At 55.0% G+C, this 24777-nt stretch carries 25 protein-coding genes; 6 read left to right on the top strand and 19 right to left on the bottom strand.

Features of this window, described 5'->3' with window-relative positions; translation table 11 throughout:
* Window positions 1-151 precede the first annotated feature (151 nt).
* Window positions 152-1057 carry an ATP-binding protein gene (locus AAAH10_RS14510; protein WP_343564845.1) on the top strand — a complete coding sequence of 302 codons (906 nt, stop codon included), beginning with the start codon at window positions 152-154 and terminating at the stop codon, window positions 1055-1057.
* Here AAAH10_RS14510 and AAAH10_RS14505 read toward each other — a convergent pair.
* The 13 genes from AAAH10_RS14505 to AAAH10_RS14445 all read right to left on the bottom strand — a co-directional run bounded on the left by AAAH10_RS14505 (window position 1050) and on the right by AAAH10_RS14445 (window position 14098).
* Window positions 1050-2291, bottom strand: a complete 1242-nt coding sequence (locus tag AAAH10_RS14505; protein ID WP_343564843.1) for a peptidoglycan DD-metalloendopeptidase family protein — start codon at window positions 2289-2291, stop codon at window positions 1050-1052. The genes AAAH10_RS14510 and AAAH10_RS14505 overlap by 8 nt on opposite strands.
* A 21-nt stretch (window positions 2292-2312) precedes the next feature.
* Window positions 2313-2975, bottom strand: coding sequence for a protein-L-isoaspartate(D-aspartate) O-methyltransferase (locus tag AAAH10_RS14500; RefSeq protein WP_343564841.1), 663 nt, complete (start codon window positions 2973-2975; stop codon window positions 2313-2315).
* Window positions 2976-3030: 55 nt separating this feature from the next.
* On the bottom strand, window positions 3031-3825 hold the full coding sequence (surE, locus tag AAAH10_RS14495; protein ID WP_343564839.1) for a 5'/3'-nucleotidase SurE: 795 nt from the start codon (window positions 3823-3825) through the stop codon (window positions 3031-3033).
* A gap of 21 nt (window positions 3826-3846) precedes the next feature.
* Window positions 3847-5124 carry a serine--tRNA ligase gene (gene serS, locus AAAH10_RS14490; RefSeq protein WP_343564837.1) on the bottom strand — a complete coding sequence of 426 codons (1278 nt, stop codon included), beginning with the start codon at window positions 5122-5124 and terminating at the stop codon, window positions 3847-3849.
* A gap of 88 nt (window positions 5125-5212) precedes the next feature.
* Window positions 5213-6028 (bottom strand): twin-arginine translocase subunit TatC, encoded by an 816-nt coding sequence (tatC, locus tag AAAH10_RS14485; RefSeq protein WP_343564835.1) that lies wholly within the window; start codon window positions 6026-6028, stop codon window positions 5213-5215.
* On the bottom strand, window positions 6025-6489 hold the full coding sequence (tatB, locus tag AAAH10_RS14480) for a Sec-independent protein translocase protein TatB (RefSeq protein WP_343564833.1): 465 nt from the start codon (window positions 6487-6489) through the stop codon (window positions 6025-6027). The genes tatC and tatB overlap by 4 nt, the downstream gene beginning before the upstream one ends.
* Window positions 6490-6606: 117 nt before the next feature.
* Window positions 6607-6843: a twin-arginine translocase TatA/TatE family subunit gene (tatA, locus tag AAAH10_RS14475; protein WP_343564831.1), complete on the bottom strand. Its 237-nt coding sequence runs from the start codon at window positions 6841-6843 to the stop codon at window positions 6607-6609.
* Window positions 6844-6993: 150 nt separating this feature from the next.
* Complete coding sequence (locus AAAH10_RS14470) at window positions 6994-8115, bottom strand: ABC transporter ATP-binding protein (RefSeq protein WP_343564829.1); 1122 nt, start codon at window positions 8113-8115, stop codon at window positions 6994-6996.
* A 104-nt stretch (window positions 8116-8219) separates the two neighbouring features.
* Window positions 8220-8903: a site-2 protease family protein gene (locus tag AAAH10_RS14465; protein ID WP_343564827.1), complete on the bottom strand. Its 684-nt coding sequence runs from the start codon at window positions 8901-8903 to the stop codon at window positions 8220-8222.
* Between the two features lie 113 nt (window positions 8904-9016).
* On the bottom strand, window positions 9017-10048 hold the full coding sequence (nagZ, locus tag AAAH10_RS14460) for a beta-N-acetylhexosaminidase (RefSeq protein WP_343564825.1): 1032 nt from the start codon (window positions 10046-10048) through the stop codon (window positions 9017-9019).
* The gene (locus AAAH10_RS14455; RefSeq protein ID WP_343564823.1) at window positions 10049-11074 is read right to left on the bottom strand and encodes an SPOR domain-containing protein; all 1026 of its coding nucleotides are present in this window, start codon (window positions 11072-11074) and stop codon (window positions 10049-10051) included. It abuts the gene before it with no gap.
* 46 nt (window positions 11075-11120) lie between these two features.
* Window positions 11121-12875 (bottom strand): arginine--tRNA ligase, encoded by a 1755-nt coding sequence (argS, locus tag AAAH10_RS14450; protein ID WP_343564821.1) that lies wholly within the window; start codon window positions 12873-12875, stop codon window positions 11121-11123.
* Window positions 12872-14098 (bottom strand): deoxyguanosinetriphosphate triphosphohydrolase, encoded by a 1227-nt coding sequence (locus AAAH10_RS14445; RefSeq protein ID WP_343564819.1) that lies wholly within the window; start codon window positions 14096-14098, stop codon window positions 12872-12874. The genes argS and AAAH10_RS14445 overlap by 4 nt, the downstream gene beginning before the upstream one ends.
* Window positions 14099-14277: 179 nt before the next feature.
* Between AAAH10_RS14445 and erpA the strand changes: the two genes are divergently transcribed.
* From erpA to AAAH10_RS14425, 4 genes are all read left to right on the top strand, one after another.
* Window positions 14278-14634, top strand: coding sequence for an iron-sulfur cluster insertion protein ErpA (gene erpA / locus AAAH10_RS14440; RefSeq protein ID WP_343564817.1), 357 nt, complete (start codon window positions 14278-14280; stop codon window positions 14632-14634).
* A 40-nt stretch (window positions 14635-14674) separates the two neighbouring features.
* Window positions 14675-15466 carry an exodeoxyribonuclease III gene (gene xth, locus AAAH10_RS14435; protein ID WP_343564815.1) on the top strand — a complete coding sequence of 264 codons (792 nt, stop codon included), beginning with the start codon at window positions 14675-14677 and terminating at the stop codon, window positions 15464-15466.
* Window positions 15467-15627: 161 nt separating this feature from the next.
* Window positions 15628-17487 (top strand): dihydroxy-acid dehydratase, encoded by a 1860-nt coding sequence (gene ilvD, locus AAAH10_RS14430; protein WP_343564813.1) that lies wholly within the window; start codon window positions 15628-15630, stop codon window positions 17485-17487.
* Between the two features lie 140 nt (window positions 17488-17627).
* A complete protein-coding gene (locus tag AAAH10_RS14425; RefSeq protein WP_343564811.1) occupies window positions 17628-18035 on the top strand; it encodes a protein-tyrosine phosphatase family protein in 408 nt (135 codons plus the stop codon).
* A gap of 83 nt (window positions 18036-18118) precedes the next feature.
* Here the strand turns inward: AAAH10_RS14425 and AAAH10_RS14420 are convergent, their stop codons facing one another.
* Complete coding sequence (locus AAAH10_RS14420; protein WP_343564809.1) at window positions 18119-18592, bottom strand: GNAT family N-acetyltransferase; 474 nt, start codon at window positions 18590-18592, stop codon at window positions 18119-18121.
* Window positions 18593-18694: 102 nt separating this feature from the next.
* Here AAAH10_RS14420 and AAAH10_RS14415 point away from each other — a divergent pair, with 102 nt between their 5' ends.
* Entirely contained in the window at window positions 18695-19129 is a 435-nt protein-coding gene (locus AAAH10_RS14415) for a hypothetical protein (RefSeq protein WP_343564807.1), read from the top strand.
* 34 nt (window positions 19130-19163) lie between these two features.
* Here AAAH10_RS14415 and parC read toward each other — a convergent pair whose 3' ends face one another.
* The 5 genes from parC to lepB form a co-directional block, all read right to left on the bottom strand.
* Window positions 19164-21440, bottom strand: coding sequence for a DNA topoisomerase IV subunit A (gene parC / locus AAAH10_RS14410; protein WP_343564805.1), 2277 nt, complete (start codon window positions 21438-21440; stop codon window positions 19164-19166).
* A 115-nt stretch (window positions 21441-21555) separates the two neighbouring features.
* A complete protein-coding gene (gene recO, locus AAAH10_RS14405) occupies window positions 21556-22278 on the bottom strand; it encodes a DNA repair protein RecO (protein WP_343564803.1) in 723 nt (240 codons plus the stop codon).
* Window positions 22279-22313: 35 nt separating this feature from the next.
* Entirely contained in the window at window positions 22314-23246 is a 933-nt protein-coding gene (gene era / locus AAAH10_RS14400) for a GTPase Era (protein ID WP_343564802.1), read from the bottom strand.
* Between the two features lie 39 nt (window positions 23247-23285).
* Window positions 23286-24032, bottom strand: coding sequence for a ribonuclease III (gene rnc / locus AAAH10_RS14395; protein WP_343564800.1), 747 nt, complete (start codon window positions 24030-24032; stop codon window positions 23286-23288).
* Window positions 24025-24771, bottom strand: a complete 747-nt coding sequence (lepB, locus tag AAAH10_RS14390) for a signal peptidase I (RefSeq protein WP_343564798.1) — start codon at window positions 24769-24771, stop codon at window positions 24025-24027. Before lepB ends, rnc begins: the two co-directional genes overlap by 8 nt.
* Window positions 24772-24777 lie beyond the last annotated feature (6 nt).

The following is a 24777-nucleotide window of genomic DNA, read 5'->3' as shown; positions in this document are numbered from 1 at the left end:
GTAGGGCAAATAAGCGGTATTCTCTCACAGATCAAGGCAAACCGTTTCAAAGCGGAAACTTTCTTCTTTCCGCCTCCATAGAGAATTGACCGAAGCAACACAGCCGATTAGTCTCCTGTCCACATCAAATCGACAAGACAGAGTTTTTCCGATGACTGACAACCCGCTCTCCTCCCCGTCCCTTCTCCCGGTTCTGGAACGCATTGCCTCTGCTCTGGAGCGGATGAGCCCTTCCGGGGTTTCCCCCCTTGATTTCTCAACCGGGGCAACAGCTTTCGTCTGGCACACCGAACCGGACCGGCTGGAACCTGTGGAAAGCGTCAATGCAGTCGATTATGACCTGCTGCAGGGCATTGATCATCAGCGTCAGACTCTGTTGCAAAACACGGAACGCTTTGCCGGGGGCTTCCCCGCGAACAACGCCTTGCTCTGGGGCGCCCGCGGAACAGGAAAAAGCTCCATTGTCAAAGCGGTTCATGACAAGATCAATCGCGAACAAAGCCCAAAGACGCTTTACCTTGTTGAAATCCACAGGGAAGACATCCCTTCCCTGCCCCGTCTTCTGGCCATTCTCAAAAAAGCCGACAAACGTTTCATTCTCTTTTGTGACGATCTCAGCTTTGATGCCCACGATGACAGCTACAAGTCCCTGAAGGCTGTGCTTGAAGGCGGTGTCGAGGGACGCCCGGGCAACGTGTTGTTCTATGCAACATCCAACCGTCGGCACCTGATGCCGCGCGACATGATCGAAAACGAGATGTCGACAGCCATCCACGCCGGGGAAGCTGTCGAGGAAAACGTTTCGCTGTCTGATCGCTTCGGCCTCTGGATCGGCTTCCACAACTGCGACCAGAACACCTACATCGCCATGATCACAGGCTATCTGGAGCACTTCGACTTTCCGGATTTCTCTCAGGAAGAGCTGGAGACCATCATCGCGGATGCCAAGGAATGGTCTGTCACCCGCGGGTCCCGATCAGGCCGGGTGGCGTGGCAGTTCATCCAGAACCTTGCCGGAGAACACCGTGTCCATCTCTCCGGTGTAAACCCTAGTTGAGATAGAGAACCGGGTTCAGCGATTTCTCGCCTCTGCGAATTTCAAAGTGCAGCTGGGGACGGTCAACGTTCCCGGTCTGCCCCACCCGGGCAACAGGCTGCCCCCGCTTGACCACATCCCCCTGCCGGACAAGAAGCTCGCTGTTGTGGGCATAGGTTGTCAGCCAGCCTTCGGCATGCTTGATCAAAAGCATCTGTCCAAACCCTTTCAGACGGCTCCCGGCATAGACAACGACACCATTTTCCGCTGCCCGGACCGGAGTACCGGACTTGACAGCAATATTGATCCCGTCATTGAAAATACCGTCAGCCTTTGGCCCGAAACCGGAGATGATCTTTCCCTGAACAGGACGCAGGAACCGGTCTGAACTTCTGGCAAGGGGTTCCGGTACAGAAGGACGCTGGGCAGCATTGCTTGCAGTTGCAGTTCTCGGGGCCGGTCGCCTCTTTGGCAGGACAGTCGCCTGACGGACAGTCAGGGTATCCTGTGCAGGCACACTCACAGTAACCGTCGGTTCCGTAACCTGGGGAACCTCTTCAAAGCGCACCGCAACTTCCTGGTTTTCGGTGTTCTGCTGCTCCAGCACACGCTGTTCAACAGCTCCCGGCAGTTCCAGACGCTGCCCGACAAAAAGCGTATAGGGCTCCTGCAGGGAATTGCGCTCTACAAGCTCGGTGATGGAAAGATTGTAACGCAGGGAAAGACTGTAGATCGTGTCGCCTTTGACAACCAAATGCTCCCGGCTTTCAGGGATTACAACAGTCTGACCTATCCCCAGAGTATAGGGTTCTTTCAAATCGTTTTGTGTCACCAGTGCCCGGACCGAGACGCCGTAGGCCCGGGACAGGGAAAAGAGTGTGTCTCCGGCTTTCACACGGTGCGTTTTGGCACCGCTGCGTTCAGCAACAGCCTCGACAAGCGGAGCAGAGGGTTCTTCGCTGGGACCATCATAGACATAAAATCGCGGACGGCGCTTCAGAACGGAAACAGGAAAGCGCTCATAACGTCGTGGCACCGTTCTTACGGAAGACAGGTTCACCTCACCGGTCTCGGCATTCCAGGGCCTGCGCTTCGGGACAGGCGGAAAAGTCCTGGAAGACGGTTTGACAGTCCGGACGTCAACAGTTTGACCACTCTGCCCCGGATTTTTGGACGGCAACAGCGAACAGGCAGAAAGCCCGACAATCAAAAGTGCTGAAACGGAAAAAACCCTGATCAACTTTCTGGTGCTCAATTCTCAATTTTCAAAACAAGGCTAGAACAGACCAAACACACCGCCGTCATCTTCATCCGGTACACCCTGTACCATCGGGACAAATCTGACACCTCCCAGACATTTCTCTTCAAACCGGCGCTGCGTCCTTCTGATCTGATAGAGCTCCTGGGTTGATTTCTGCGCGCCCATCGGCAGGACCATCACCCCGTCAATGGCCAGTTGATCGAACAGGCGTTCCGGCTTTTCAGGCGGTGCGGCTGTCACAATGATCCTGTCAAAGGGAGCCTGTTCCTTCCATCCCCTGTAACCATCACCGTACAATGTGGTCACATTGTGAAGGCGCAACTCCATGAAGCGCTTTTCAGCAAGTTTCAAAAGCTCGCTGTGTCGTTCAATTGTATAAACACGACGACAAAGACGGGATAAAATCGCAGCCTGATAGCCCGAACCGGTTCCCACTTCCAGCACCTTTGCTCTCTTGTGGGTTTCAAGCGCCTGGGTCATCAGGGCAACGATGTAGGGCTGGCTCAGGGTTTGACCATTTGCAATGGGCAGGGCTGTGTTCTCGTAGGATCGGCTTTTGAAAAAGTCCGGGACAAAGCTCTCCCTCGGGATAGCAAGCAGAGCCTGCAGAACAGCTTCATCGGTGATGCCGGTGTCCTTCAGCTCTTCAATCAGTCCGGATTTCTGCTCATCCAACATCTGTCATCCTGAAAACCGCTTGCCCCGAACAGGCGGCCCCTGTCCTTTACCGGAACTAGAAAAGCCCTTCCAGCTGCTCCAGCGCGCGATACTGCGTCAGATCAAACTGTAGGGGAGAAACTGTCACAAAGCGATCCGCAATTGCATTCAGATCAGATCCGTCAATTGCACAGTCATGGGAAATATACTGGCCAATCCAGTGCAGGGGGCGGCCGTGCGGATCCTCGGCATCAACAAGCGCTGTACCCGAGACCCGATGCCCCTGGCAACAGGCCTTGATGCCCGCAACCTCACTGGCAGGAACCGAGGGAAAGTTGACATTGTAAAGCAGGCTTTCCGGCTTTGTTGCGCAGTCCGGTGACAAGACGCCCTGCCAGAGTTTTCTGACAACATCGACAAGGTAGGCTCTCGGAGTATCCCAGAAATAGGCCTCGTCACTCTCGCGCATGCGCAGGCTGAAGGCGATGGAAGGAATACCGAGAATGGCGCCTTCCATCGCAGCGGCAACCGTTCCCGAATAGATCACGTCCTCACCGAGGTTCATGCCGTGATTGATACCGGACAGTATCAGATCCGGCTTGCGATCCCTGAGAAGATGCTTGACCCCCATCAGAACAGAATCCGTTGGCGTTCCATCCACTGAATAGCGCTGATTGCCATGGGACTTGAAACGCAAGGGCTTGCGCAGCGTCAGCGCATGGCTGGCAGCACTCTGTTCAACATCGGGCGCCACCACCCACACATCATCTGTGATCTGACGCGCCAGTTCCTCCAGAAGGGCAATACCGCCGGAATGGATACCGTCATCATTGGAAATCAGAATGCGCAATTCCGGGAAACAGGGCGTCACGATCAGACCTTCTCTACAGGATTACCGAGCCAGACGAATAACGTCTTTGCCCTTCATGTACGGACGCAGAACCTCGGGAACAACAATGGAACCGTCAGCCTGCTGGTAGTTCTCGAGAACTGCAATCAGACAGCGACCAACGGCCACACCGGACCCATTCAGCGTGTGGACAAATTCGGTTTTCTTTGCCCCGTCCGGACGGAAACGTCCCTTCATCCGGCGCGCCTGGAAATCACCACAGGTCGAACAGCTGGAGATCTCGCGATAGCTGTTCTGTCCGGGCAGCCAGACTTCCAGATCATAGGTTTTTCTGGAACCAAAGCCCATGTCACCTGTACAGAGCATCATCACACGATAAGGCAGCTTGAGACGTTTCAGTACCTCTTCGGCACAGCCTGTCATGCGCTCCAGTTCCTCATCGGACTTTTCCGGATGAACGATGGAGACCATCTCGACCTTTTCAAACTGGTGCTGACGCAGCATGCCGCGTGTGTCGCGCCCGGCAGATCCAGCTTCGGAACGGAAGCAGTTGCTGTGCGCAGTCATGCGCATGGGCAGGGAAGCTTCCGGAAGGATCTTGTCATTGGCAAAGTTTGTCAGCGTGACTTCCGAGGTAGGAATCAGCCAGTATCCCTCACCTGTGCGGTAGGAATCCTCTGTAAACTTGGGGAGCTGCCCCGTGCCGTACATGGCATTGTCACGCACCAAAACAGGCGTGATCACCTCCCGGTATCCGTGCTCTTCCGTGTGAAGATCCAGCATGAACTGGGCCAGGGCACGGTGCAAACGGGCCACTTCGCCTTTCAGGACCACAAAACGGGAGCCGGAAAGCTCTGCCGCCAGTTCAAAGTCCATCTCCTCGCTGATGTCACCGATTTCGAAATGCTCTTTGGCTTCAAAATCAAAGGAGGGAACCTCACCGACAGTCCGGACACAGAGATTGTCTTCCTCATCGGTGCCCACCGGAACATCATCCTTTGGCAGGTTCGGAATACCGGCCAGCAAGCCTTGCAGCTCCTGCGAGAGCGCACTTTCCCGATGTTCCAGATTGCCCATGTTGGCCTTGATATCGGACACTTCCTGCATCAGGGCCTCGGCATCCTCACCATTGCGCTTGGCAACTCCGACCTGTTTGGAGACCTCGTTTCGACGCGCCTGCAGTTCCTGCAGTTCGGCCTGAACCGATCTGTGCTCCTTGTCCAGCGAAAGCACGGACTGAGACAGAGGCTGTGCTCCGCGTTTTTTCAGGCCTTCGTCCAGTTCTTCAGGATTTTCACGGATCCATTTCAGGTCGTACATCGAATTCAGTCTTTCTTTTGTTCAGAGTTAAAGAGTTCATCTCTTCAAATGGTGTCTCCTGAAACGGAGACGGAGAATTTCCGGCCTGTTACTCGCCGGAAACCAGTTCCTTGCTTTCCTCGTCGGCTTTCTTTTTCTCGACCATCTTGGCCATCAGAATGGAAAACTCGTAAAGCAGGACAATCGGAATAGCCAAAGCCAACTGGCTCAGGGGATCCGGTGGCGTAAAGATCGCGGCAACGATGAAGACACCCACGATCGCATATTTGCGTTTCTCGGCCATACCCTTTGACGTGGCCATACCCACCCGTGCCATCAGGGTCATCAGGACCGGAAGCTGGAAACAGATACCAAAGGCAAAGATCAGCTTCATGATCAGGCCCAGATATTCATTGACCTTGGCTTCCAGCTCAATGGCCAGATTGTCTTCACCACCCTGTACCTGAAAACCGAGGAAGAATTCTGCAGCCAGCGGGAAGATTACAAAATAAACCAGGGCTGCCCCGATAAAGAACAGGATCGGAGACGCGACAAGAAAAGGCGCAAAAGCCGTCTTTTCGTTCTTGTAAAGGCCCGGAGCAATGAACAGCCAGATCTGCGTCAGGAAAACCGGACAGCTGATAAAGGCTGCAAAGAAAAAGGCAACCTTGATATAGGTGAAGAAAACCTCGGTCAGATCCGTAAAGATCAGCCGCTGCTGACGTTCACTGATTGCATTTTCAAGCAAAGCATCACGCAGGGGAACAGAGAGAAATTCAAACAGCTGTTCAGCGACCGCGAAGCAAAGCAGGAACATAATAAAGAGTGTCAGAACCGACCACATCAGTCGTTTTCTCAACTCGATAAGATGCTCCATCAAAGGCATCTTGCTGTCATCCTGATTGCTTTGTGTATCTGTACTCACGCTTTTTGTCCTGCGTTATCCGCTGATGCATTCTGAGCAGGCGTTGTCTCTGCAACAGTTTTGGCATCCGTTGGCTCAATCACATCTGTTTCAGGGGTTTCCGGTGTGGTCTCTCCCTGCTCTGTCGAACTCGAAAAACCGGGAACGGGTCCGTCGGAACGGTTCGCAGCCTCGTTCAGCTCCATTGCCGATTTCTTGAGGCTCTGCTCGGGGTCGACAACAGATTCGATTGATTCACGAATGGAATGGGGATTGGCCTTGTTCATCATGTCCCGCGCATCGTCGAGATCAGCTTCGCGAACAAGCTCGTCAACACCGGAGCGAAACTCTCCGGCCAGCTCCTTGCCCTTGCGGACAAATGCCGTAATGGTTCGCAGGGTTTGCGGCAGTTCCTTTGGCCCCATGATCAGGAGCACCAGAACCGCGATCACCATCATTTCCGACCAACCGATGTCAAACATGAAAAGTCCTCACAGCCCAAAAGCACAGTGCCGGCTTTCGCAGGCACTGTTCCATTGCAAAAAACAGGTTTTCCGAAACCACTTCAGACAAACGTCTCCGCTCATCCGCAAGATGCATCAAACCTTGTCTTTTTTCTCTTCAGTGATGACTTTCTCTGCAGATTCACCGTCCTGTGCCTCGCTGGCAACCTGGGCAGCATCTTCGTCTTTCTTGTCGCCTTTCAGGCCTTTTTTGAAAGCATTGATGCCAGAGCCTGCATCACCCATGAGTTTGCTGAGTTTGCCACCGCCGCCGAAAAGCACCAGTACGACGACCAAAACAATCACCCAGTGCCAAATACTGAAAGCGCCCATGTGCGGTATACTCCTGATTATTCATTCAAAAAGAAATTCACATGCATGGACTATCGCAAAAACCCAAGGGGGTCGCAATGATTCATCGCAAGAAAAAACACTCTTGCAGATCAAATGCATGAAAAATGACGAAAGGGAAAATGACTACAGCTATACAACCGGAAAAACAAAGGCCTGTGAGCGGTCACACGTCACATAGAGCGAACTGCCTTCAGAGGGCAGAGCAATCCCGGACAGCCGCGCGCGAATAACCGGGCTGTGCCCGTTCAGACCGTCCAGTGAAAGGTCCACCAGAGCTGATTGTCCGATCATGCGGGATTTCACCACACGAGCCTGCGTGCCCCTGTTTTCTGTCATCGCCAGATTTACAGCTTCATGCCTGATGTAGATATCAATTTCACCTGTGAAATCTTCCGGCGCGCAGTCGCCACATTCCGCCAGAGCCGTATTGGCATAGAAAGGCCCAAACGGGGTCTCGGCAACACCGTTGACGCAGTCGAACCGCATTCTGTTCAGGTCTCCGAAGAAACCGGCCACAAAGGGATCGGAAGGATAGTTGTAGAGTTCCGCCGGTGAGCCGAACTGGACGATATTGCCCTCTCGCATGACCGCAATACGATCCGACATGAACATCGCTTCCTCGGGATCGTGTGTCACCATCAGTGTTGCGGTGTTGGTGGTCTTCAGGATACGAAGTGTCTCCTCGCGGACCTGGTTTCGCAGACCACTGTCCAGACCGGAAAAGGGTTCGTCCAGCAGAACAATCTTCGGCCGCGGCGCAATGGCTCTGGCAAGGGCAATGCGCTGTTGCTGCCCTCCGGAAAGCATGTGGGGATAGGCGTCCTGATAATCGGACATACCCACCTGTGCCAGCGTTTCCTCAATTCTGGATTTCTGCTCTTTTCTGGACAGTTTGCGCAAACCGAACGCAACATTGTTCGCAACGCTCAGATGCGGGAAAAGTGCAAAATCCTGAAAGACCAGACCGACGGAACGCTCTTCCGGCGGCAGTGACAGATGCACATTGGCAACCTCCTGCCCCTGCATGAAGACCCGACCCGATTGTACCTGTTCCAGTCCTGCTGCAATACGCAGAGCTGTTGTCTTGCCACAGCCTGACGGCCCGAGAAGGCTGACGAATTCCCCTGCTGCAATTTCCAGGGACAGACCGTTCAATGCGGCACGGTGCCCGAAGCGATGCGTCACACCTTCAAGACAAAGGGCGGCACCGCTATCGTTCTTCTGGGACGGACGTTTGGAAAACAGCGACATTTGCCTACTCAACTACCAATTTTTTGCAAACTAATCGCATTGCAAATGGAAATCAACATCAAAGCATTCAAGCCACAGTGTTCACTTCCAGTCCCTGATCCAGCTCACAAATTTGCGAGAAATTCAAAAAAGGGCCAAACAAAACGCACAGGTTCGATCACCAGATAAGGGAAAACACCGAGGTTCATCCCCAGCTCATCCCCCAGTCTGGGCAGGACCACAACCAGCAGCAGGACAATCAGCATCCCGAAACGCTCTGTTTTGGCATACTTGATGGCCAGAGGCGTCGGAAGCAGTGATGTCAGGACGCGACCACCATCCAGGGGTAAAATCGGCATCATGTTGAAAAAGGCCAGAATCAGATTGATGATTACAGCATTTTCAGCGTTTTGCGAAAGCCAGGACTGGAAGGATGGTGGAAAGGCGTCAGACAGTCCGAGCAGCAGAGCTGCAACAACAGCGAGGAAAATATTGGTCACCGGCCCGGCCAGCGCAACCAGTGCCATATCCCTGCGCGGATTGTTCAGGCGGGAGAAGACAACAGGAACCGGTTTTGCCCAGCCAAAAAGAAAGGGAGATCCGAAAACAACAAGCAATCCGGGAAGCAGAACTGTGCCGACAGGGTCAACGTGCTTGATCGGGTTCAGGGTCACGCGACCGAGAGCCTTGGCCGTTCCATCACCGAGCTTCCAGGCCGCATAGGCATGCGCGGCCTCGTGCAGGGTAATTGCCAGCAAAACCGGCAGCGCCCAAACTGAAACACCATGTAAAATCGCGCTGAAATCCATTCCTGCAATCCCTTAACCCAATGCCTCGAAATCGATGATCCGGAAGCTTTGATCCTGAAACTTCCGGTCAAAACCCGATCAACCGCTGTTTTTCCGGCGTTTGTCAGATCACGCTAGTCCCGGTTTGAAAGAAGCTGCTCCAGTTCGGCAGCCAGCCCGTCAATGTCCTGCTCTTCACGCTTCACTGCAGTCCAGGCGCGTTCCAGACGCTTGGCGGCATGTCCCGACATGGGATGCAGCCCCTGTGCCACGCCTTCCATCTCCTCGCGCACCCCGTTGCAATGCAGCGCCAGATCGCATCCGGCCTCCAGCGCACGGGATGTCTTTTCGGCAAAGCTCCCGTCCATTGCCTTCATGGACAGATCATCGCTGATCAGGATTCCTCTGAAACCGATGGATTTGCGGATAATACGCCCGATCAGATCCTTCGAGGTCGTGGCGATATTTTCAGCATCGATCGATCTGTAAAGAACATGAGCCGTCATCGCCCAGGGAGCAGCATCCTTCAGAAGGCGGAAGGCTTCAAAGTCGGTCTGTTCGAGTTCTTCTTCGGCCGTTTCGACATCCGGCAGCTCCAGATGGCTGTCGGCCAACGCCCGGCCATGCCCCGGAATGTGTTTGAGGATCGGCTGGATACCTCCGGCAAGAAAGCCGTCACAGGCTGACCCTGCAAGGGTTGCAACAACCTCCGGCGTCCGGCCAAAAGCCCTGTCGCCAACGATGTCATGGGCTCCATCGATCCGAAGATCGGTCACAGGCGCACAGTCAACTGTCAGCCCCAGCTGGTAAAGCTCTTCGGCAATCAGGCGACTGGCGATCCAGACCGCACGCCGGGCCTCATCCCGGCGACCGGTTTCATACAGCGACAGGAAATCCCCCGCTGGAGGATAGGCTCTCCAGTGAGGAGGCCTCAAACGCGCGACACGTCCACCTTCCTGATCGATCAGGATGGGAAGCTGATCCCGCCCATCCAGCTCTTTAAGCTCTGCGCTCAGGGCACGAACCTGATCCGGAGTTTCAATGTTTCTGGCAAAGAGAATATACCCTTCCGGAGCCACGTCCCGGAAGAACCCCTTTTCCCAGTCGTTCAGCCTCGTTCCCTCAAATCCGAAAACGACAGGAGCGCGCGTGGAAGCCTGATCCATCTACTTGACCTTTTTCACCAGGCAATCCCGTCCGGCTGCCTTGAGCTTTTGACACATTTCGGTTGCGGCGGCCTTCGCCGGAAAGGGTCCCGTCTGCAGGCGGAAACGAACTCCGACATTCGGAATGTCCGCCTTTTCCAGAACCATCGACTCCCTGCCCAGAAGCTTTGGCAGCTTTTTCTGCAGGTTCCCCCACTCTGTCCGGGCATCAGACTCGGTTCGCAATGAGGCCAGCTGGACAACATACTGGCCGGAAGAAGGCTGGACCACCTTTGCCACCTCTGCCGGAGTTGGCACAGAGGCCGCAGCTTGGGGAGCTTCACTTGATTTTGTGGTTTCTCCGGCCGTCGCTGCTGCTTCAGCAGGCACCTGTTTCCCTTCATCCTTCCCGACAGCAGGAGGTGGCTGCAAAACAGATTCCAGATCACCGGACGGATCCTTGTCTTCAGGCTTCAGAGCCGCTTCAGGCGCAGCAGCAACCTCGTCCTTGACGGCTTCAGCCTGCCTGTCTTCAGCAGGCGTTTCATTTTCAGGAGCCTCGGGAGCTTCTGCAACATCACTTTGCTCCGGCTGGGGACGATCCAGGGGAACCTCGGGAGGAGGCAAAAGGCGTTCAACAGCTTCATCTGTTGCCTGCCCTGTCGGGACCTCGTTGAGGATCAGCTTGTCCTGGTGTTCAACATTCAGGCCGCCGGGATTGTCGGGTTTTACCTTTTCCGGATCCGGCAGGGCCTGAACCAGCGGCACTGTATTCGGATCAGTCACCGTTTCACCGTCGTTCAGCGCAACCAGAATACCACCGCCAACAATCGCGACCAGCACCAGCCCGATACCGATCGGCAGGATCTTTCTGAAAAGCCCGTCATCCTCATCATCCCAGAGGTCATCATCATCCAGTTCCTCACCATCCGGATCCTCGTCATCCCAGTCCCGGGCTTCGAATTCCGGTTCAACACGGCGGGAACCACCACGGACACGCTCAAAGGCTTCAAGCCCCTGCTCGTGATTGTCATCTGAGTGCGACATGCTTTTCCCCCTCTTTTACTTATTTTTCAGAGAAGACAACACGGGATCAACGCATTTCCTGTGCCGGTGTAATACTGTAGGCCGACAGACCGGATGCGATCACAAGACCTGTCGCACGGACAAGCGCCATGCGGGCCTGTGTGAGTTCCGGTTGATCCGGCAGGATAAAGCGCAGCTGGGCATTGTCCTTGCCCTTGGTCCACAGCCCGTGAAGAGCTGCAGCCAGATCGTAGAGGTAAAAGGCGATACGGTGCGGTTCGTGCGCTTCAGCAGCACCTTCCAGCAAACGGGGCCATTCTGCCAGTTGACGGATCAGGGCGATTTCTCCCTCGTCCTTCAGGAGCGTCAGATCAGCCGCTTTAAGACCGTCGTCAGACAGATCCAGATCAGCGCATTCCTCACGGGCGTGTTTGAGCACAGAACAGGTTCTTGCATGGGCATACTGCACATAGAAGACCGGGTTGTCCCGGCTTTGCTCCAGAACCTTCTCAAGATCGAAGTCCAGCGGCATGTCGTTCTTGCGTGTCAGCATCATGAAGCGGATAACATCCTTGCCCACTTCATCTGTCATGTCGCGCAGGGTTACAAAATTACCCGCGCGTTTTGACATGCGGACCATTTCTCCACCACGCATGAGATTGACCAGCGCACAAAGCTTGACGTCAAGTTCGCCTTCATTGTCGGTCAAAGCCTTGACCGCAGCCTTCATCCGCTTGACATAGCCCCCGTGATCAACCCCGAAGACATCGATCATGTCCTTGAAACCACGGCGATACTTGTCGAGGTGATAGGCCATATCACCCGCAAAGTAGGTCCAGCTTCCATCGGACTTTTTCAGGGGACGGTCGACGTCATCCCCAAACAGGGTTGCCTTGAAAAGCGTTTGCGGACGCGGTTCCCAGTCTTCCGGGGCCTTGCCCTTTGGAGGCTCAAGCACGCCAACATAAAGCAGGTCGCGCTCTTCCAGAAACTTGAAAACCTCATCCACACCACCGGCTTCGTGCAAGGCGCGTTCAGAAGAGAAGAGATCCATTTCCACGCCCAGCTCCCCGAGGTCAGCCCGGATCAGATCCATCATGGCGTCAATGGCAAAGGTCCTGACAACAGGCAGCCACTCGTCCTGCTCCGCCTTCATCCAGCGATCCCCGTCACGCGCAGCCAGATCCTGCCCGACCTTGACGAGATAATCTCCGGGATAAAGACCTGACGGAATTTCGCCGATATCCTCACCCAGCGCCTCGCGATAACGCAGATAGGCCGAGTTTGCCAGAACATCGACCTGGGCACCGGCATCATTGATGTAGTATTCCTTTGTCACCGCAAAACCGGTCTTTTTGAGGATCGCCGCAAGGGCATCACCAATAACGGCTCCGCGCGCATGCCCAACGGTCAAAGGTCCTGTCGGGTTCGCAGAGACATACTCCAGATTGATTGTCCTGCCTGCTCCCAGATCGGACTCTCCATAGGCTTCCCTGCTTTCGAGGATCAGGGACAGCTGCTGATACCAGAAGGCCGTATCCAGACGCAGGTTGATAAAACCGGGTCCGGCGATTTCAACTGTCCGGATTTCCGAACGCTGTTCCAGTTTCCCGGCAAGCAATCCCGCCAGATCACGTGGTTTCTGGCCTGCTGCCTTGGCAATGACCATCGCGGCGTTGGTGGCAATATCCCCGTGGGAGGCATCGCGTGGCGGTTCCGCATTGATACGGCTGAAGTCCAGTCCGTCTGCCAGTTTTCCCTCGGCGACAAGACTGTTCAGGTCTTCAAGAATGGTTGCTCTAAGCGCTTTGAAAATGTTCATTTGATCTCAAGGTCTTCGTTGAAGATATGTCTGTACTGTTCAAAGGCATAACGATCCGTCATGCCCGCGATATAATCCGCCACCCGTCGCGCGTGCTGTCTGTCCGTCTCACTTTCAGGATCATTGATCTGATCACAGAAAGGATCGTGGACCGCGCGCCACTTGTCCGGCAATGCATTCGGGTTCTCTGCATAATGCTTAAAAAGCTTTTTCACAACAAGCTTTACACGATCCATGGTCCGATTGACCTCTTCGTGTCTGTAAAGCTCCCTGAAAAGGAATTCCCGCAAGGGCTTTTCCGCAGCCTTGAAGCTGTCTGAAAAGGCAACAACGGCATGCCCTGCTGTTCTCACCTCCCCGGGTGAGCGAATGGACGCCAGACGCTTTTTCGATTCAGCAATCACATCCGCCACCATGTAGGTGATGGAACGACGCACCAGCTCATGCACAAGCGAAGACGTCCTGATACCGGGATGACTGACTTCGATTTCCCTGATGAAATCACCGATCAGGGGCAGCTCCCTCAGGGCATCAACTGTAATCAGGCCCGACCTGATCCCGTCGTCCATATCGTGATTGTTGTAGGCAATGTCATCAGCAATCGCTGCAATCTGGGCTTCGACCGAAGAGAAGCCTTCCAGATCAAGGTTCTGATGCCGACGGGAATAGACAGCCATGCTTTCCGGCACGGGTCCTTCCTCCCGCGAGAAGGGACCCGCAAGAGGTCCGTTGTGCTTGACCACACCTTCCAGAGTTTCCCACGACAGGTTCAGGCCATCAAAATCCGCATAGCGGTTTTCCAGAAATGTCACCACCCGGAATGTCTGTTCGTTGTGATCGAAACCGCCATAGGGTTCCAGCATGTCCTGCATGGCAAATTCGCCTGCGTGGCCGAAGGGCGTGTGGCCCAGATCATGCGCGAGTGCAATGGCTTCTGCGAGGTCCTCGTCAACCTGCAGGGCACGGGCAATCGAGCGGGCGATTTGCGACACCTCAAGCGAGTGCGTCAGACGGGTCCGGAAATGATCCCCTTCGTGATAGACAAAGACCTGTGTCTTGTACTGAAGGCGCCGAAAGGCAACAGAATGGATAATCCTGTCGCGATCACGCTGATAGGGACTGCGCATGCGACAGCCCCCCTCATCATACAGGCGTCCCCGGCTGGGAATGGCACTTGCTGAATAGGGCGCTCTGGAATCGTTATTCTGGAATTCTTTTTTCATGCGCCCACATTAGCTTTTGTCTTGTTATGCTGAAAGTCATTTATGACTGTTGTATGCTGTACCGACTTTCATTATCTCTCTACATAAGGCGAATGTATGACGATCAATTGACAGAAGGCCAATCTTGATTGCATATCATCTCCTATGGACAGATTTCCAAACGGAAAGCGGAAGACACCATGACAACAGAACAAACAGCAACAGACACACCAACCGTAGCGCTTTCTGCCTCGGCGGCAAAACGCGTTGCCAAACTGGCTGAAATGGAAGGCAACCCTTCGCTGATGCTGCGTGTGAGTGTTTCCGGCGGAGGCTGCTCCGGCTTTCAGTACGGGTTTTCCTTCGACAGTGAAGTTCAGGACGATGACAGCATCTTTGAACGCGATGGCACCAGGCTGGTTGTGGACGAGGTTTCCCTTGAACTTCTGCAGGGATCGGAAATTGACTTTGTCGAGGATCTGATGGGGGCATCGTTCCGCATTACAAATCCGAATGCCAGTTCTGCATGCGGCTGCGGGAATTCCTTTTCGATCTGATCCAGATAACAGCTTACCCCTTTCATGAAAGTCCGGCCTGATGGTTACCTTTGCCACCTGGAATGTGAATTCCGTCAACAAGCGTCTTCCCAATCTTCTGGCCTGGCTGGACAGCTTTTCCCCTGATGTACTGATGCTTCAGGAACTGAAGACTGTTGAGGAAAAGTTCCCTTTTCTGGAAATCCAGGAACGGGGCTATCACGTCGAGGTACTGGGACAGAAGAGCTACAACGGTGTTGCCCTGCTTTCGAAGGCCCCGCTTGAGAATGTGATCAAGGGCCTGCCCGGATATGAATCCGACGAACAGGCGCGCTACATCGAGGCAACCACCTTCGGTATCCGTGTCGGAGGTCTCTATCTTCCGAACGGCAACCCGCTTGGAACGGAAAAGTTCCCCTACAAACTGGAATGGATGGATCACCTGATCAGCCACGCCCGCGCGCTTCTGAAAACAGAACAACCGGTTCTTCTGGGGGGGGACTACAACCTCATTCCGACAGACGATGACGTCTATAACCCGAAGCTCTTCGAGAAAGACGCCCTGACCCAACCGGAATCACGCGCACGTTTCCGCACCCTGCTCAATCTGGGTTATACGGAAGCCTGGCGCAGTCTGCACCGGGAAAGCCACGTCTACAGCTATTGGGACTACACCAAGCGCGCCTATGAGCATGACAACGGCATCCGTATTGATCATCTGCTTCTGTCTCCCCAGGCCGCCGATCTTCTGGTGAAGTGTGAAATCGACAAGGCGCCCCGCGGCGAGGAAAGCCCTTCTGATCATACACCTGTCTGGTGCGAGCTTTCTGTTGACCCGGCAGAGCAAGAGTAATTTTTGGTCTATTTTTGCCATAAATTCTTTTCGCTTCTTGCGGGAGAGCAAAAAACTCTCTACATAAATTTACAAATGAATCCCTTTGGCCTGAAATACATCGCCTTTACCGGATTCAAATGACAACTCGTCCAAAAGACAAAACGTAAGGAAAGAGATCAGTGCCCGAGTATCGTTCCAGAACCTCCACTCACGGACGCAACATGGCTGGTGCGCGTGGCCTTTGGCGCGCGACCGGAATGAAGGACGACGATTTTGGCAAGCCCATCATTGCAATTGCCAACTCCTTCACCCAGTTCGTCCCCGGACACGTTCACCTGCGGGATCTTGGCAAGCTGGTTGCAGAGGAAATCGAGCAGGCTGGCGGCGTTTCCAAGGAATTCAACACAATTGCTGTTGATGACGGCATTGCCATGGGACACGACGGCATGCTCTACAGCCTGCCGTCCCGTGAAGTCATTGCCGATGCCATCGAGTACATGTGTAACGCCCACTGTGCCGATGCACTGGTCTGTATCTCCAACTGTGACAAGATCACACCGGGCATGCAGATGGCAGCAATGCGTCTGAACATCCCGGCCATTTTTGTTTCCGGCGGCCCGATGGAAGCCGGCAAGATCATCATGAAAGACGGCGAAGAGCGCAAGCTCGACCTTGTCGATGCCATGGTCGATGCCGCCAACCCGAACATTTCCGACGAAGAGGTTGCGGCTGTCGAACGCTCGGCCTGCCCGACCTGCGGGTCCTGCTCCGGCATGTTCACTGCCAACTCCATGAACTGTCTGGGCGAAGCCCTCGGCTTTGCTCTTCCGGGCAACGGCTCCCTGCTGGCAACCCACGCCAAGCGTGAAGAGCTTTTCCGCCAGGCTGGCCGACAGATTGTCGAGCTGACACGCCGTTACTATGTCGAGGAGGATGAAAGCGTCCTGCCACGCAACATTGGCTCCTTCGAAGCCTTTGAAAATGCCATGGCTCTCGACATCGCCATGGGCGGCTCCACCAACACCATTCTTCACCTGCTGGCCATTGCAGCCGAAGGCAAGATCAATTTCACACTGGATGACATTGATCGCCTTTCCCGCAAGGTCCCGCAGCTTTGCAAGGTTGCTCCGTCCACAAACAAGTACCACATGGAAGACGTCCACCGCGCCGGTGGTGTGATGGGTATTCTCGGTGAACTGGATCGCGCCGGGCTGATCCACAAAAACTGTTCCACTGTCCACGAACGCACAATGGGTGAGGCTCTGGACAAGTGGGATATCATGCGCACGAACGATCCGAAGGTTGACGAGTTCTACCGCGCCGCTCCCGGCGGCGTGCGCACAACACAGGCCTTTTCACAGGAACGCCACTATACGGAGGTCGACAACGATCGCGCCGGTGGTTGCGTACGCAGTCTGGACAACTGTTTCAACACCGAGGGCGGTCTCGCCGTTCTTTACGGCAACATTGCCGAAAAGGGCTGCATCGTCAAAACAGCCGGTGTTGATGAAAGCATCTTCACCTTCAAGGGCACAGCCCGCATCTTCGAAAGTCAGGACGCCGCTGTTGCCGGCATTCTCGGGGGCGAGGTCGTTTCAGGTGATGTTGTGATCATCCGTTACGAAGGCCCTCGTGGCGGACCGGGTATGCAGGAAATGCTCTATCCGACCAGCTACCTGAAATCCATGGGTCTCGGCAAGGAATGTGCCCTCCTGACAGATGGCCGCTTCTCTGGCGGCACCTCCGGACTTTCTATTGGCCACGCCTCTCCGGAAGCAGCCGAAGGCGGTGCAATTGCCCTTGTTGAGCCCGGTGATGCCGTGGAGATCGATATTCCGAACCGCAGCATCAATGTCCTGGTTTCCGATGAAGAGCTGGCCATGCGCCGCGCGGCAATGGAAGCAAGGGGCAAGGCGGCATGGAAGCCGACAAAGGAGCGTCCGCGCAAGGTCAGCGCAGCCCTGAAAGCCTATGCCCACTTTACAACGTCCGCAGACCGTGGTGCCTACCGCGATGTTTATCAGTACGACGAAGAGTAATCCCGCTCTGCTGTCCGGCGATCAAGAAAGCCCCGCAGATCTGCTCTGCGGGGCTTTCTCATACCCCTGCCATGAAAGCGACACAGCATAACTCCAGACTATCAAACGAAGTGACATTATAACTTCGTGGAATAGTGATCATGGAACAGATCTTCTGGCTTCGGGAAAACAGGATTGCAGGCCGAACCGGCCCCAACAGGGATTCATGGAATCCTGCTGACTTCAAAGCTGCCGGTTTCTCCGCCATTCTCAGCGTCAATCATGCCGACATGGTTGACCCCGCTGCAATCAGGGCTGCAGGGTTAAAGCACGCCAATATTCCCATGTCATCCAATGCCCCGCCCCTGCCCGATGATCATGAAATCTGTCTGCGCAACCTGCCTCTGGCCCTGCAGTTCATAGAAGCGAACATACCAATCGGACCTGTGATCATTCACTGCCGTTCGGGAAAGGACCGCACGGGGCTGGTCATGGCAGCCGCTCTCATGAAGCTGGAAGACCTTACCCCTGATGAAGCATGGATGAAGTCTTCAGGGTCAGGCCCATAGCGTTCAGTGCCGAAGGCTGGGGGGAATATGGCAGGGATGTTCTTGTCCTTTTCCACCGGGCATTAAACGACACTGCACACTGATCAGGAAAGCAGTCTGGACATCCTGAAGTTTGTCAGCGTTGCTCCGTTTCTCTCAACCTGCTGTTCCCGCTCGACAGACCACCCCTGACGCTCGAAGAAGGGCCTGGCGACCCTGCTTGCATTTGTCGTCAGTTTACCAATGCCTCTCTCCCGGGCGTCCTGTTCAATCTTCTGATAGATCTGCCAGGCGACACCTGTTCCGGCATGGTCAGGATGAACAAAGGCAAAGTCGATATAGCCTTCACCGTCCAGAGAGAGAAATCCGGCGAACTCTCCATCCACTTCTGCTGCGAAGCCCTCAAGCCCGTCAAAAACCCTGTCCCACCGTTCAGGATCAGGCTCGGGACCAGCCCAGGCAAGCCGTTGCTCCCGGGAATAATGCCCGGCAGCTCCGCGATGAACAGCCTCGAAAAAGACCACTGCCGCAGAGCGACTGTCCTCTTTTCGCAAGGCCCTGATCAAAAGCTTTTCCATGTTTTCTCCGCCAGATCGGACAGACCCTTCAAAATTCGACAAAAATCACCATATCCTAAAAGCATGTAGGAGAAGCACCCACAAGCAAATTGAGGTCAATTCATGAAGTTAATCTCAGGCCTGCTGATCGCCCTGGCTCTGACAGGCTGTGCAAGCAGAGAACAATATGGAAAAACGGTCTCCTCCTGGGAAGGACACAGCGAGGATGAACTGATTGCGATCTGGGGTCCTCCACAAAGTGTCTACGAAGTTTCAGAAGATGAGAAAATCCTGACCTACACCACAAAAAAAGTGGTTGAAACGACCAGCTTTTCTCCGGCTTTTGGCTATACCTACGGCTCCTATCGTCGCTACGGTTTCCATGGCGTTCACTCCGGGCAGTCCAGAGTGACAGAGTTCAGCTGTTCGACCAACTTCACGGTAACCAGAGGCGCGATCTCGGACTGGAACTTTCAGGGCAACGGCTGCAGCACGCGTCAATGCACGTCAAAGAGCAGCAACGAATGCCTGCCCATCGCATCTAACGAAACACACTAGAAAAAGCCCCGCACTGCTGATGCGGGGCTTTTGACTAGCTGTCTTCAAATCTGTTGCTGCGCGGGAAACCCGGCGGCGGAAGCTTGCCTGTGCTGGCGCGGCGCCCCTGCCATTCGATCACTTCCTGACGGGTCCAAATCCGTCCGGAGCTGTCCTTCCAGGTCAGACCATCGCCCTTTTCCTCTCCGAGTTTGAAGGTCTTGAGATCAGAAAGACCGCCATCCTTGTACTTCTGCAGCATGACACCGCGGCCACGTCCCATCTCCGGCAATTCCTCAAGGGCAAAGACCAGCAGGCGGCGGTTTTCACCAATGACGGCAACCATGGTGTGCTCTTTCGCAACAGGGTGGAAACTGTGGGCCGTTGCCCCGTCTCCCAGATTGAGGACCTGCTTTCCGCTTCGGGTCTGGGCAACAACATCATCCTCGGCAACAAGGAAACCCCGTCCGTCACTGGCCGCCACCAGAATGCGCTGGCCCGGCCTGTAGATATGCAGGCAAACAACATCGACCTCGTTTGGCATGTCGACCATCAGACGAAGTGGCTCGCCAAATCCGCGCCCGCCCGGCAGCTTGTCAACACCAAGGGTATAACACCGGCCATTGCTGGCAAAGACGATCAGGCGATCCGTGGTATGAGACATCACAGAGAACCGTCCCTGATCCCCTTCCTTGAACTTGGCATCGCTGGTGTCTTCGTGATGACCTTTCATCGCGCGCACCCAGCCCTTCTCCGAGCAGAGAATGGTGACAGGCTCGCGTTCGATCACAGCCTCCAGAGGCACCTCGATCTCGGCCGGTTCCTCCCCGACCTCTGTCCGGCGGCGCCCCAGTTCCGTCCGGGGACCGAAGTTCTTTTTCAGGGTCTTGATCTGATCGGCCACAATGGACCAGCGCCGGTCTTCATTGGCCAGAATATCTTCCAGATCCGCTTTTTCGGCTGTCAGCCTGGCATGTTCGTCACGAATGGACATTTCCTCGAGCTTGCGCAGGGAGCGCAAACGCATGTTCAAAATCGCATCCGCCTGAACCTCGCTCAGCGTGAAGGCCTTGATCAGCTCTGCCTTGGGATGATCTTCCTCTCGGATAATGCGGATAACCTCATCCAGATTGAGAAAGGCCACCAGATAGCCTTCAAGCACTTCCAGCCTGTTGGCAATCTTGCCCAGACGGTTCTTGCTGGCACGAACCAGAATTTCGTGACGGTGATCCAGATAGGCCTGCAGCACCTCCTTCAGGGACATGACACGTGGTGTCTGGTCACGATCCAGCACGTTCATGTTCAGGGAGAAGCGCACTTCCATATCGGTCTGCTTGAAAAGCGATTCCATCAGGAGTTCGGGATCGACATTCCGGCTCTTCGGTTCAAGAACAATACGGACATCCTCGGCAGACTCATCGCGAATATCGCCCAGCATGAAGAGCTTGCGCGCCAGCATCAGGTCGGCTGTTTTCTCGATCAGGCGGGATTTCTGAACCTGGAACGGAATTTCCGTGACAATGATCTGATACTGTCCGCCTTTCAGCTCTTCCTTTTCCCACCTGGCCCGAATGCGGAAGGAACCGCGTCCGGTGTCGTAGGCCTGCATGATGGCATCCTTGCCCTCGACAAGAACGCCCCCCGTCGGGAAGTCCGGTCCCGGCACGAGATCGACAAGCTTTTCAAGTCCGACGTTCGGCGTCTTGATCAGATAAAGCAGGGCATCACAGAGTTCACCCACGTTGTGAGGCGGAATGGATGTTGCCATACCGACCGCGATCCCCTGCGCCCCGTTGGCCAGCAGGTTCGGAAAGGCAGCCGGAAGAACAGTTGGCTCCTCGGCCTCTCCGTCATAGGTCGGACGCATGTCCACGGTGTCTTCGTCAATGCCATCCAGCAAGGCACCGGCAAGCTCTGTCAGGCGGGCCTCGGTGTAACGCATTGCCGCTGCGTTATCGCCATCGACGTTCCCGAAATTTCCCTGACCATCAATCAGGGGATAGCGCAGGGAAAAGTCCTGCGCCAGACGCACGAGGGCATCATAGATCGACTGGTCCCCGTGCGGGTGATACTTACCGATCACATCACCAACAACCCGGGCCGACTTCTTGAAACCGCTGCCCGGATCAAGGCGGAGTTGGCGCATGGCAAAAAGCAGGCGGCGGTGAACAGGCTTCAGACCATCCCGGACATCCGGCAGGGACCGTGACATAATGGTCGAAAGTGCGTAGCTCAGATAGCGATCCGACAACGCATCCACCAGACGGATGTTGCGAATATCGCCTCCGCCGGAACCATCACCAGATGCAGGAGTATCAATTGTGGTCGTCATACGTCCCCCGTTCAGAATTCGGGGAACAGTGTAGCGACAAACCGCATGAAAACAAGCTTTCTGTGCTTTTCCAGCCGCAAATCCCGAACAGGTTATCTTTTATAAAATCAGGAGGTTACAACTCTGTAACAAAGTTTTCCATCAGACGGTCCCGCACAGCAGGCAAATCACGGTTCTGTGGATGGAAAAGATGCTTTCTGAGAAAATGGGCGCTCAAATCCAGCCCCCGCCCAATCGCTTCATCGTCCAGCTCCGGACGTCCAACAAGGAATCCCGGCAGGGGAAGCAGCTTGTCCCTGTAGGGCTCACCGGCCTCCTCTGACACTGCCCGGCCGGATTTGGGGCTGACATAAGCCAGCTTGTCTGCATCCCCACCACCGGCACAACTGTCCAGATCAAGTGCAAAGCCCAGTGCCGCCAGCAGGGAAAGCTCCCAGCGGACATAAACTGCAGCCCAGAAATCACCGTTCAGGGCTTCCAGCAAGGCATCCAGCCCCTGAAAGAAAGCGGGCAGACCCTCGCGGTCCGGCACCACAAAATCGGAAATGGAAAGGGCAGAAAGCAAGGCAGACAAACGTGCCGGTTCATCCATGACCAGTGCCGGATAGGACCGGTTGACTTCGCCTTCGAAATGTCCCAGATGCTCGTCCAGCCGTCCGGACCAGCGCAGATCCAGGCGGTTTCCGGGCTCAAAAATCGCCCGGCGCTTCTGGCTTTGTCCCGCGCGGATCAATCCTGCGCGCTTGCCCTGTTCTGCCGTCAGAACAGAAGCGATCAGGCCGTCTTCGCCAAAGGGGCGAACAGAAAGGACAATAGCCTGATCTTCCCAGACAATCATGAATGTACCCCTGATATTCCTGTGCAGCCTCTTGCCTAGGACCCGAACTCCAGCCCCATTTCGCGATAGCGCGCAGGATCATCCGCCCACTTCTCGCGCACCTTCACAAACAGGAACAGGTGAACCTGACGCTGCTGTTCCGCCTGCAGTTCCTCCTGCGCCTGGGAACGGATCAGCTTGATGGTCCGCCCGCCCTTACCCAGACACATCGCCTTGTGCGCCTCACGCTGCACATAGATTGTCTGGGAAATCTTGACAGAGCCGTCCTTGAACTCTTCCCAGCGATCTGTCTCGACTGTCAGGTTGTACGGCAACTCTTCATGCAGGTTCAAAAACAGCTTTTCCCGGGTGATCTCGGCCGCGAGCATCCGCATGGAGAGATCGGACAGCTGGTCCTCCGGGTAGAGCCAGACAGACTTAGGCAGTTGCTGTCCGAGGTGGCGCAACAGGTCATCAACGCCATCACCTTCTGTGGCAGAAATCATGAAGATGTCGTCAAAAACACCTGTGGCCTGAAACTCGACCGCCATTTCAAGCAGCTTTTCACGCTTGATGCAGTCGATCTTGTTCAGCACAAGCGTCGCCTTGATTTTCTGTTCTTTCAGGCCTTCGATAATGCGCTTCGTACTGCCGTCGATTTTCTTGCGCGCTGCATCATAGATGACAGCCACGGCATCGGCCTCTGCAACGCCCTGCCAGGCTGCGGCCACCATGGCCCGCTCAAGCCGGTTTGAAGGCTCGAAAATGCCCGGGGTATCCACAAAAATCAGCTGACTGTCCTCGCTGAGGGCAATTCCGCGAATACGGGCACGCGTGGTCTGGGCCTTGTGCGTTACAATGGAAATCTTGCTGCCAACCATCCGGTTCATCAGGGTTGACTTGCCTGCATTCGGCGCGCCGATCAAAGCCACAAAACCACAGCGGGTCTGCGCATCCGTTTCATGTGTCATATCCGGGGTGTCATTCATGACAGTCCATCCTTGCCAGTCGCCGCCCAACAAGCGGTCCTATCCGTTTTTGTTCTGTTTCAGCGTCTCAAGCAACAGGGTTGCAGCCTGCTGTTCCGCCTTGCGTTTTGAAGCACCCTCTGCCTGACAGGCACCATGGTTTTGAACGGAAACCTCGATGACGAATTCCGGTGCGTGAGCCGGCCCCTTGCGCTCGACTTCACGATAGGATGGCAAGGGCAGAGAACGCGCCTGCGCCCATTCCTGCAAGGCACTCTTTGCATCCTGTGGCGGTTTCAGATCAAGGGTCAGCAGATTTTTCCAGTTGTTTTTGATGAAACGTTCAGCCGCTTCAAAACCGCCATCCAGATAAAGCGCTGCAATAATGGCCTCGCAGACATCGGCATGGAGTGAGGGATTGGCCCTTTCGCCACTTTCTTCATCCCCCCTGGACAGCAGAATGTCCTTTTCAATCTGAAGGGAGGACGCCACCATCGCCAGCGTTTCCATACGCACCAGAGCCGTGAAACGCTTGGCCAGTGCCCCTTCGTTCTCCTTTGGAAAGACCTTGAAGAGCATGGCAGACACCACAAGTCCGAGAACGCGATCCCCCAGAAACTCCAGGCGTTCGTAGCTCTCGCCATTTTCACCCTTGCGGTTGGCTGTCAATCCCGGGTGTGTCAGGGCCTGTTTCAGCAAATCCCTATTGTGAAAGCGATAATCGAGACGCGCCTCAAGAGACAGTTCAGTTCCCTGCCCCTTGCCCGCGACCTCTTGCGTTCCCTTTTTCAGCGTCAGCTTACTCAATGGCCTGTCCAATTCGGCTGAAGCGAATATCCATTCCGTCCCCAACGGAGAAGAAAAGGCGATCCGCGCGACCAATCAGGTTTTCATAGGGTACCGGTCCAACACTCCGTGTCACGCGGCTGTCCTGTGAGTTGTCACGGTTGTCGCCCATAAAGAAGTAATGCCCCTCCGGAACAGTAAAGACAGGAGTGTTGTCCAGAGGACCACTGTCCGTCACCTCCCAGATCAGATGCTCACGTCCCCCCGGAAGGGTCTCCAGGTACTCTGTAACACGCAGCGGGAAACCGCGACTGTCTTCAACCAGTCGTTCTCCCCGGCTTTCACGCTTGACCGGCTCGCCGTTGATATAGAGCACGCCGGCGCGAACCTGAACGGTTTCACCCGGCAAGGCAACAACCCGTTTGATATAGTCCACAGTCGGATCACTCGGCAGGCGGAAGACAACGACATCACCACGCTCAGGCTCTTCCCCGAGAATGCGGCCATCGTAATCAAGTGTTCCGGTCAGCAGCGGGAAGGAATACTTTCCCAGACCATAGGACATTTTGGAGACGAAAAGGTAATCCCCCACAAGCAGGGTCGGTTTCATGGAACCGGATGGAATGTTAAAGGGCTCAAAGACCAGAGTCCGAATGACAAAAGCAAAAACAAGCGCCCAGCCAATTGTTTTCGCGTTGCTAATCAGGCTGGCAACCCAACCGCTTTTTTCCTGAACGGTCGGTGTTTGATCTTCGGTCATCGTGTA

The organism is Carbonatibacter coralli (genome assembly GCF_039592655.1).
Taxonomy (GTDB): domain Bacteria; phylum Pseudomonadota; class Alphaproteobacteria; order Kiloniellales; family Kiloniellaceae; genus Carbonatibacter; species Carbonatibacter coralli.
Note: the sequence above shows the minus strand (reverse complement) of the source record. Positions and strands in the feature narration are given on the sequence as shown.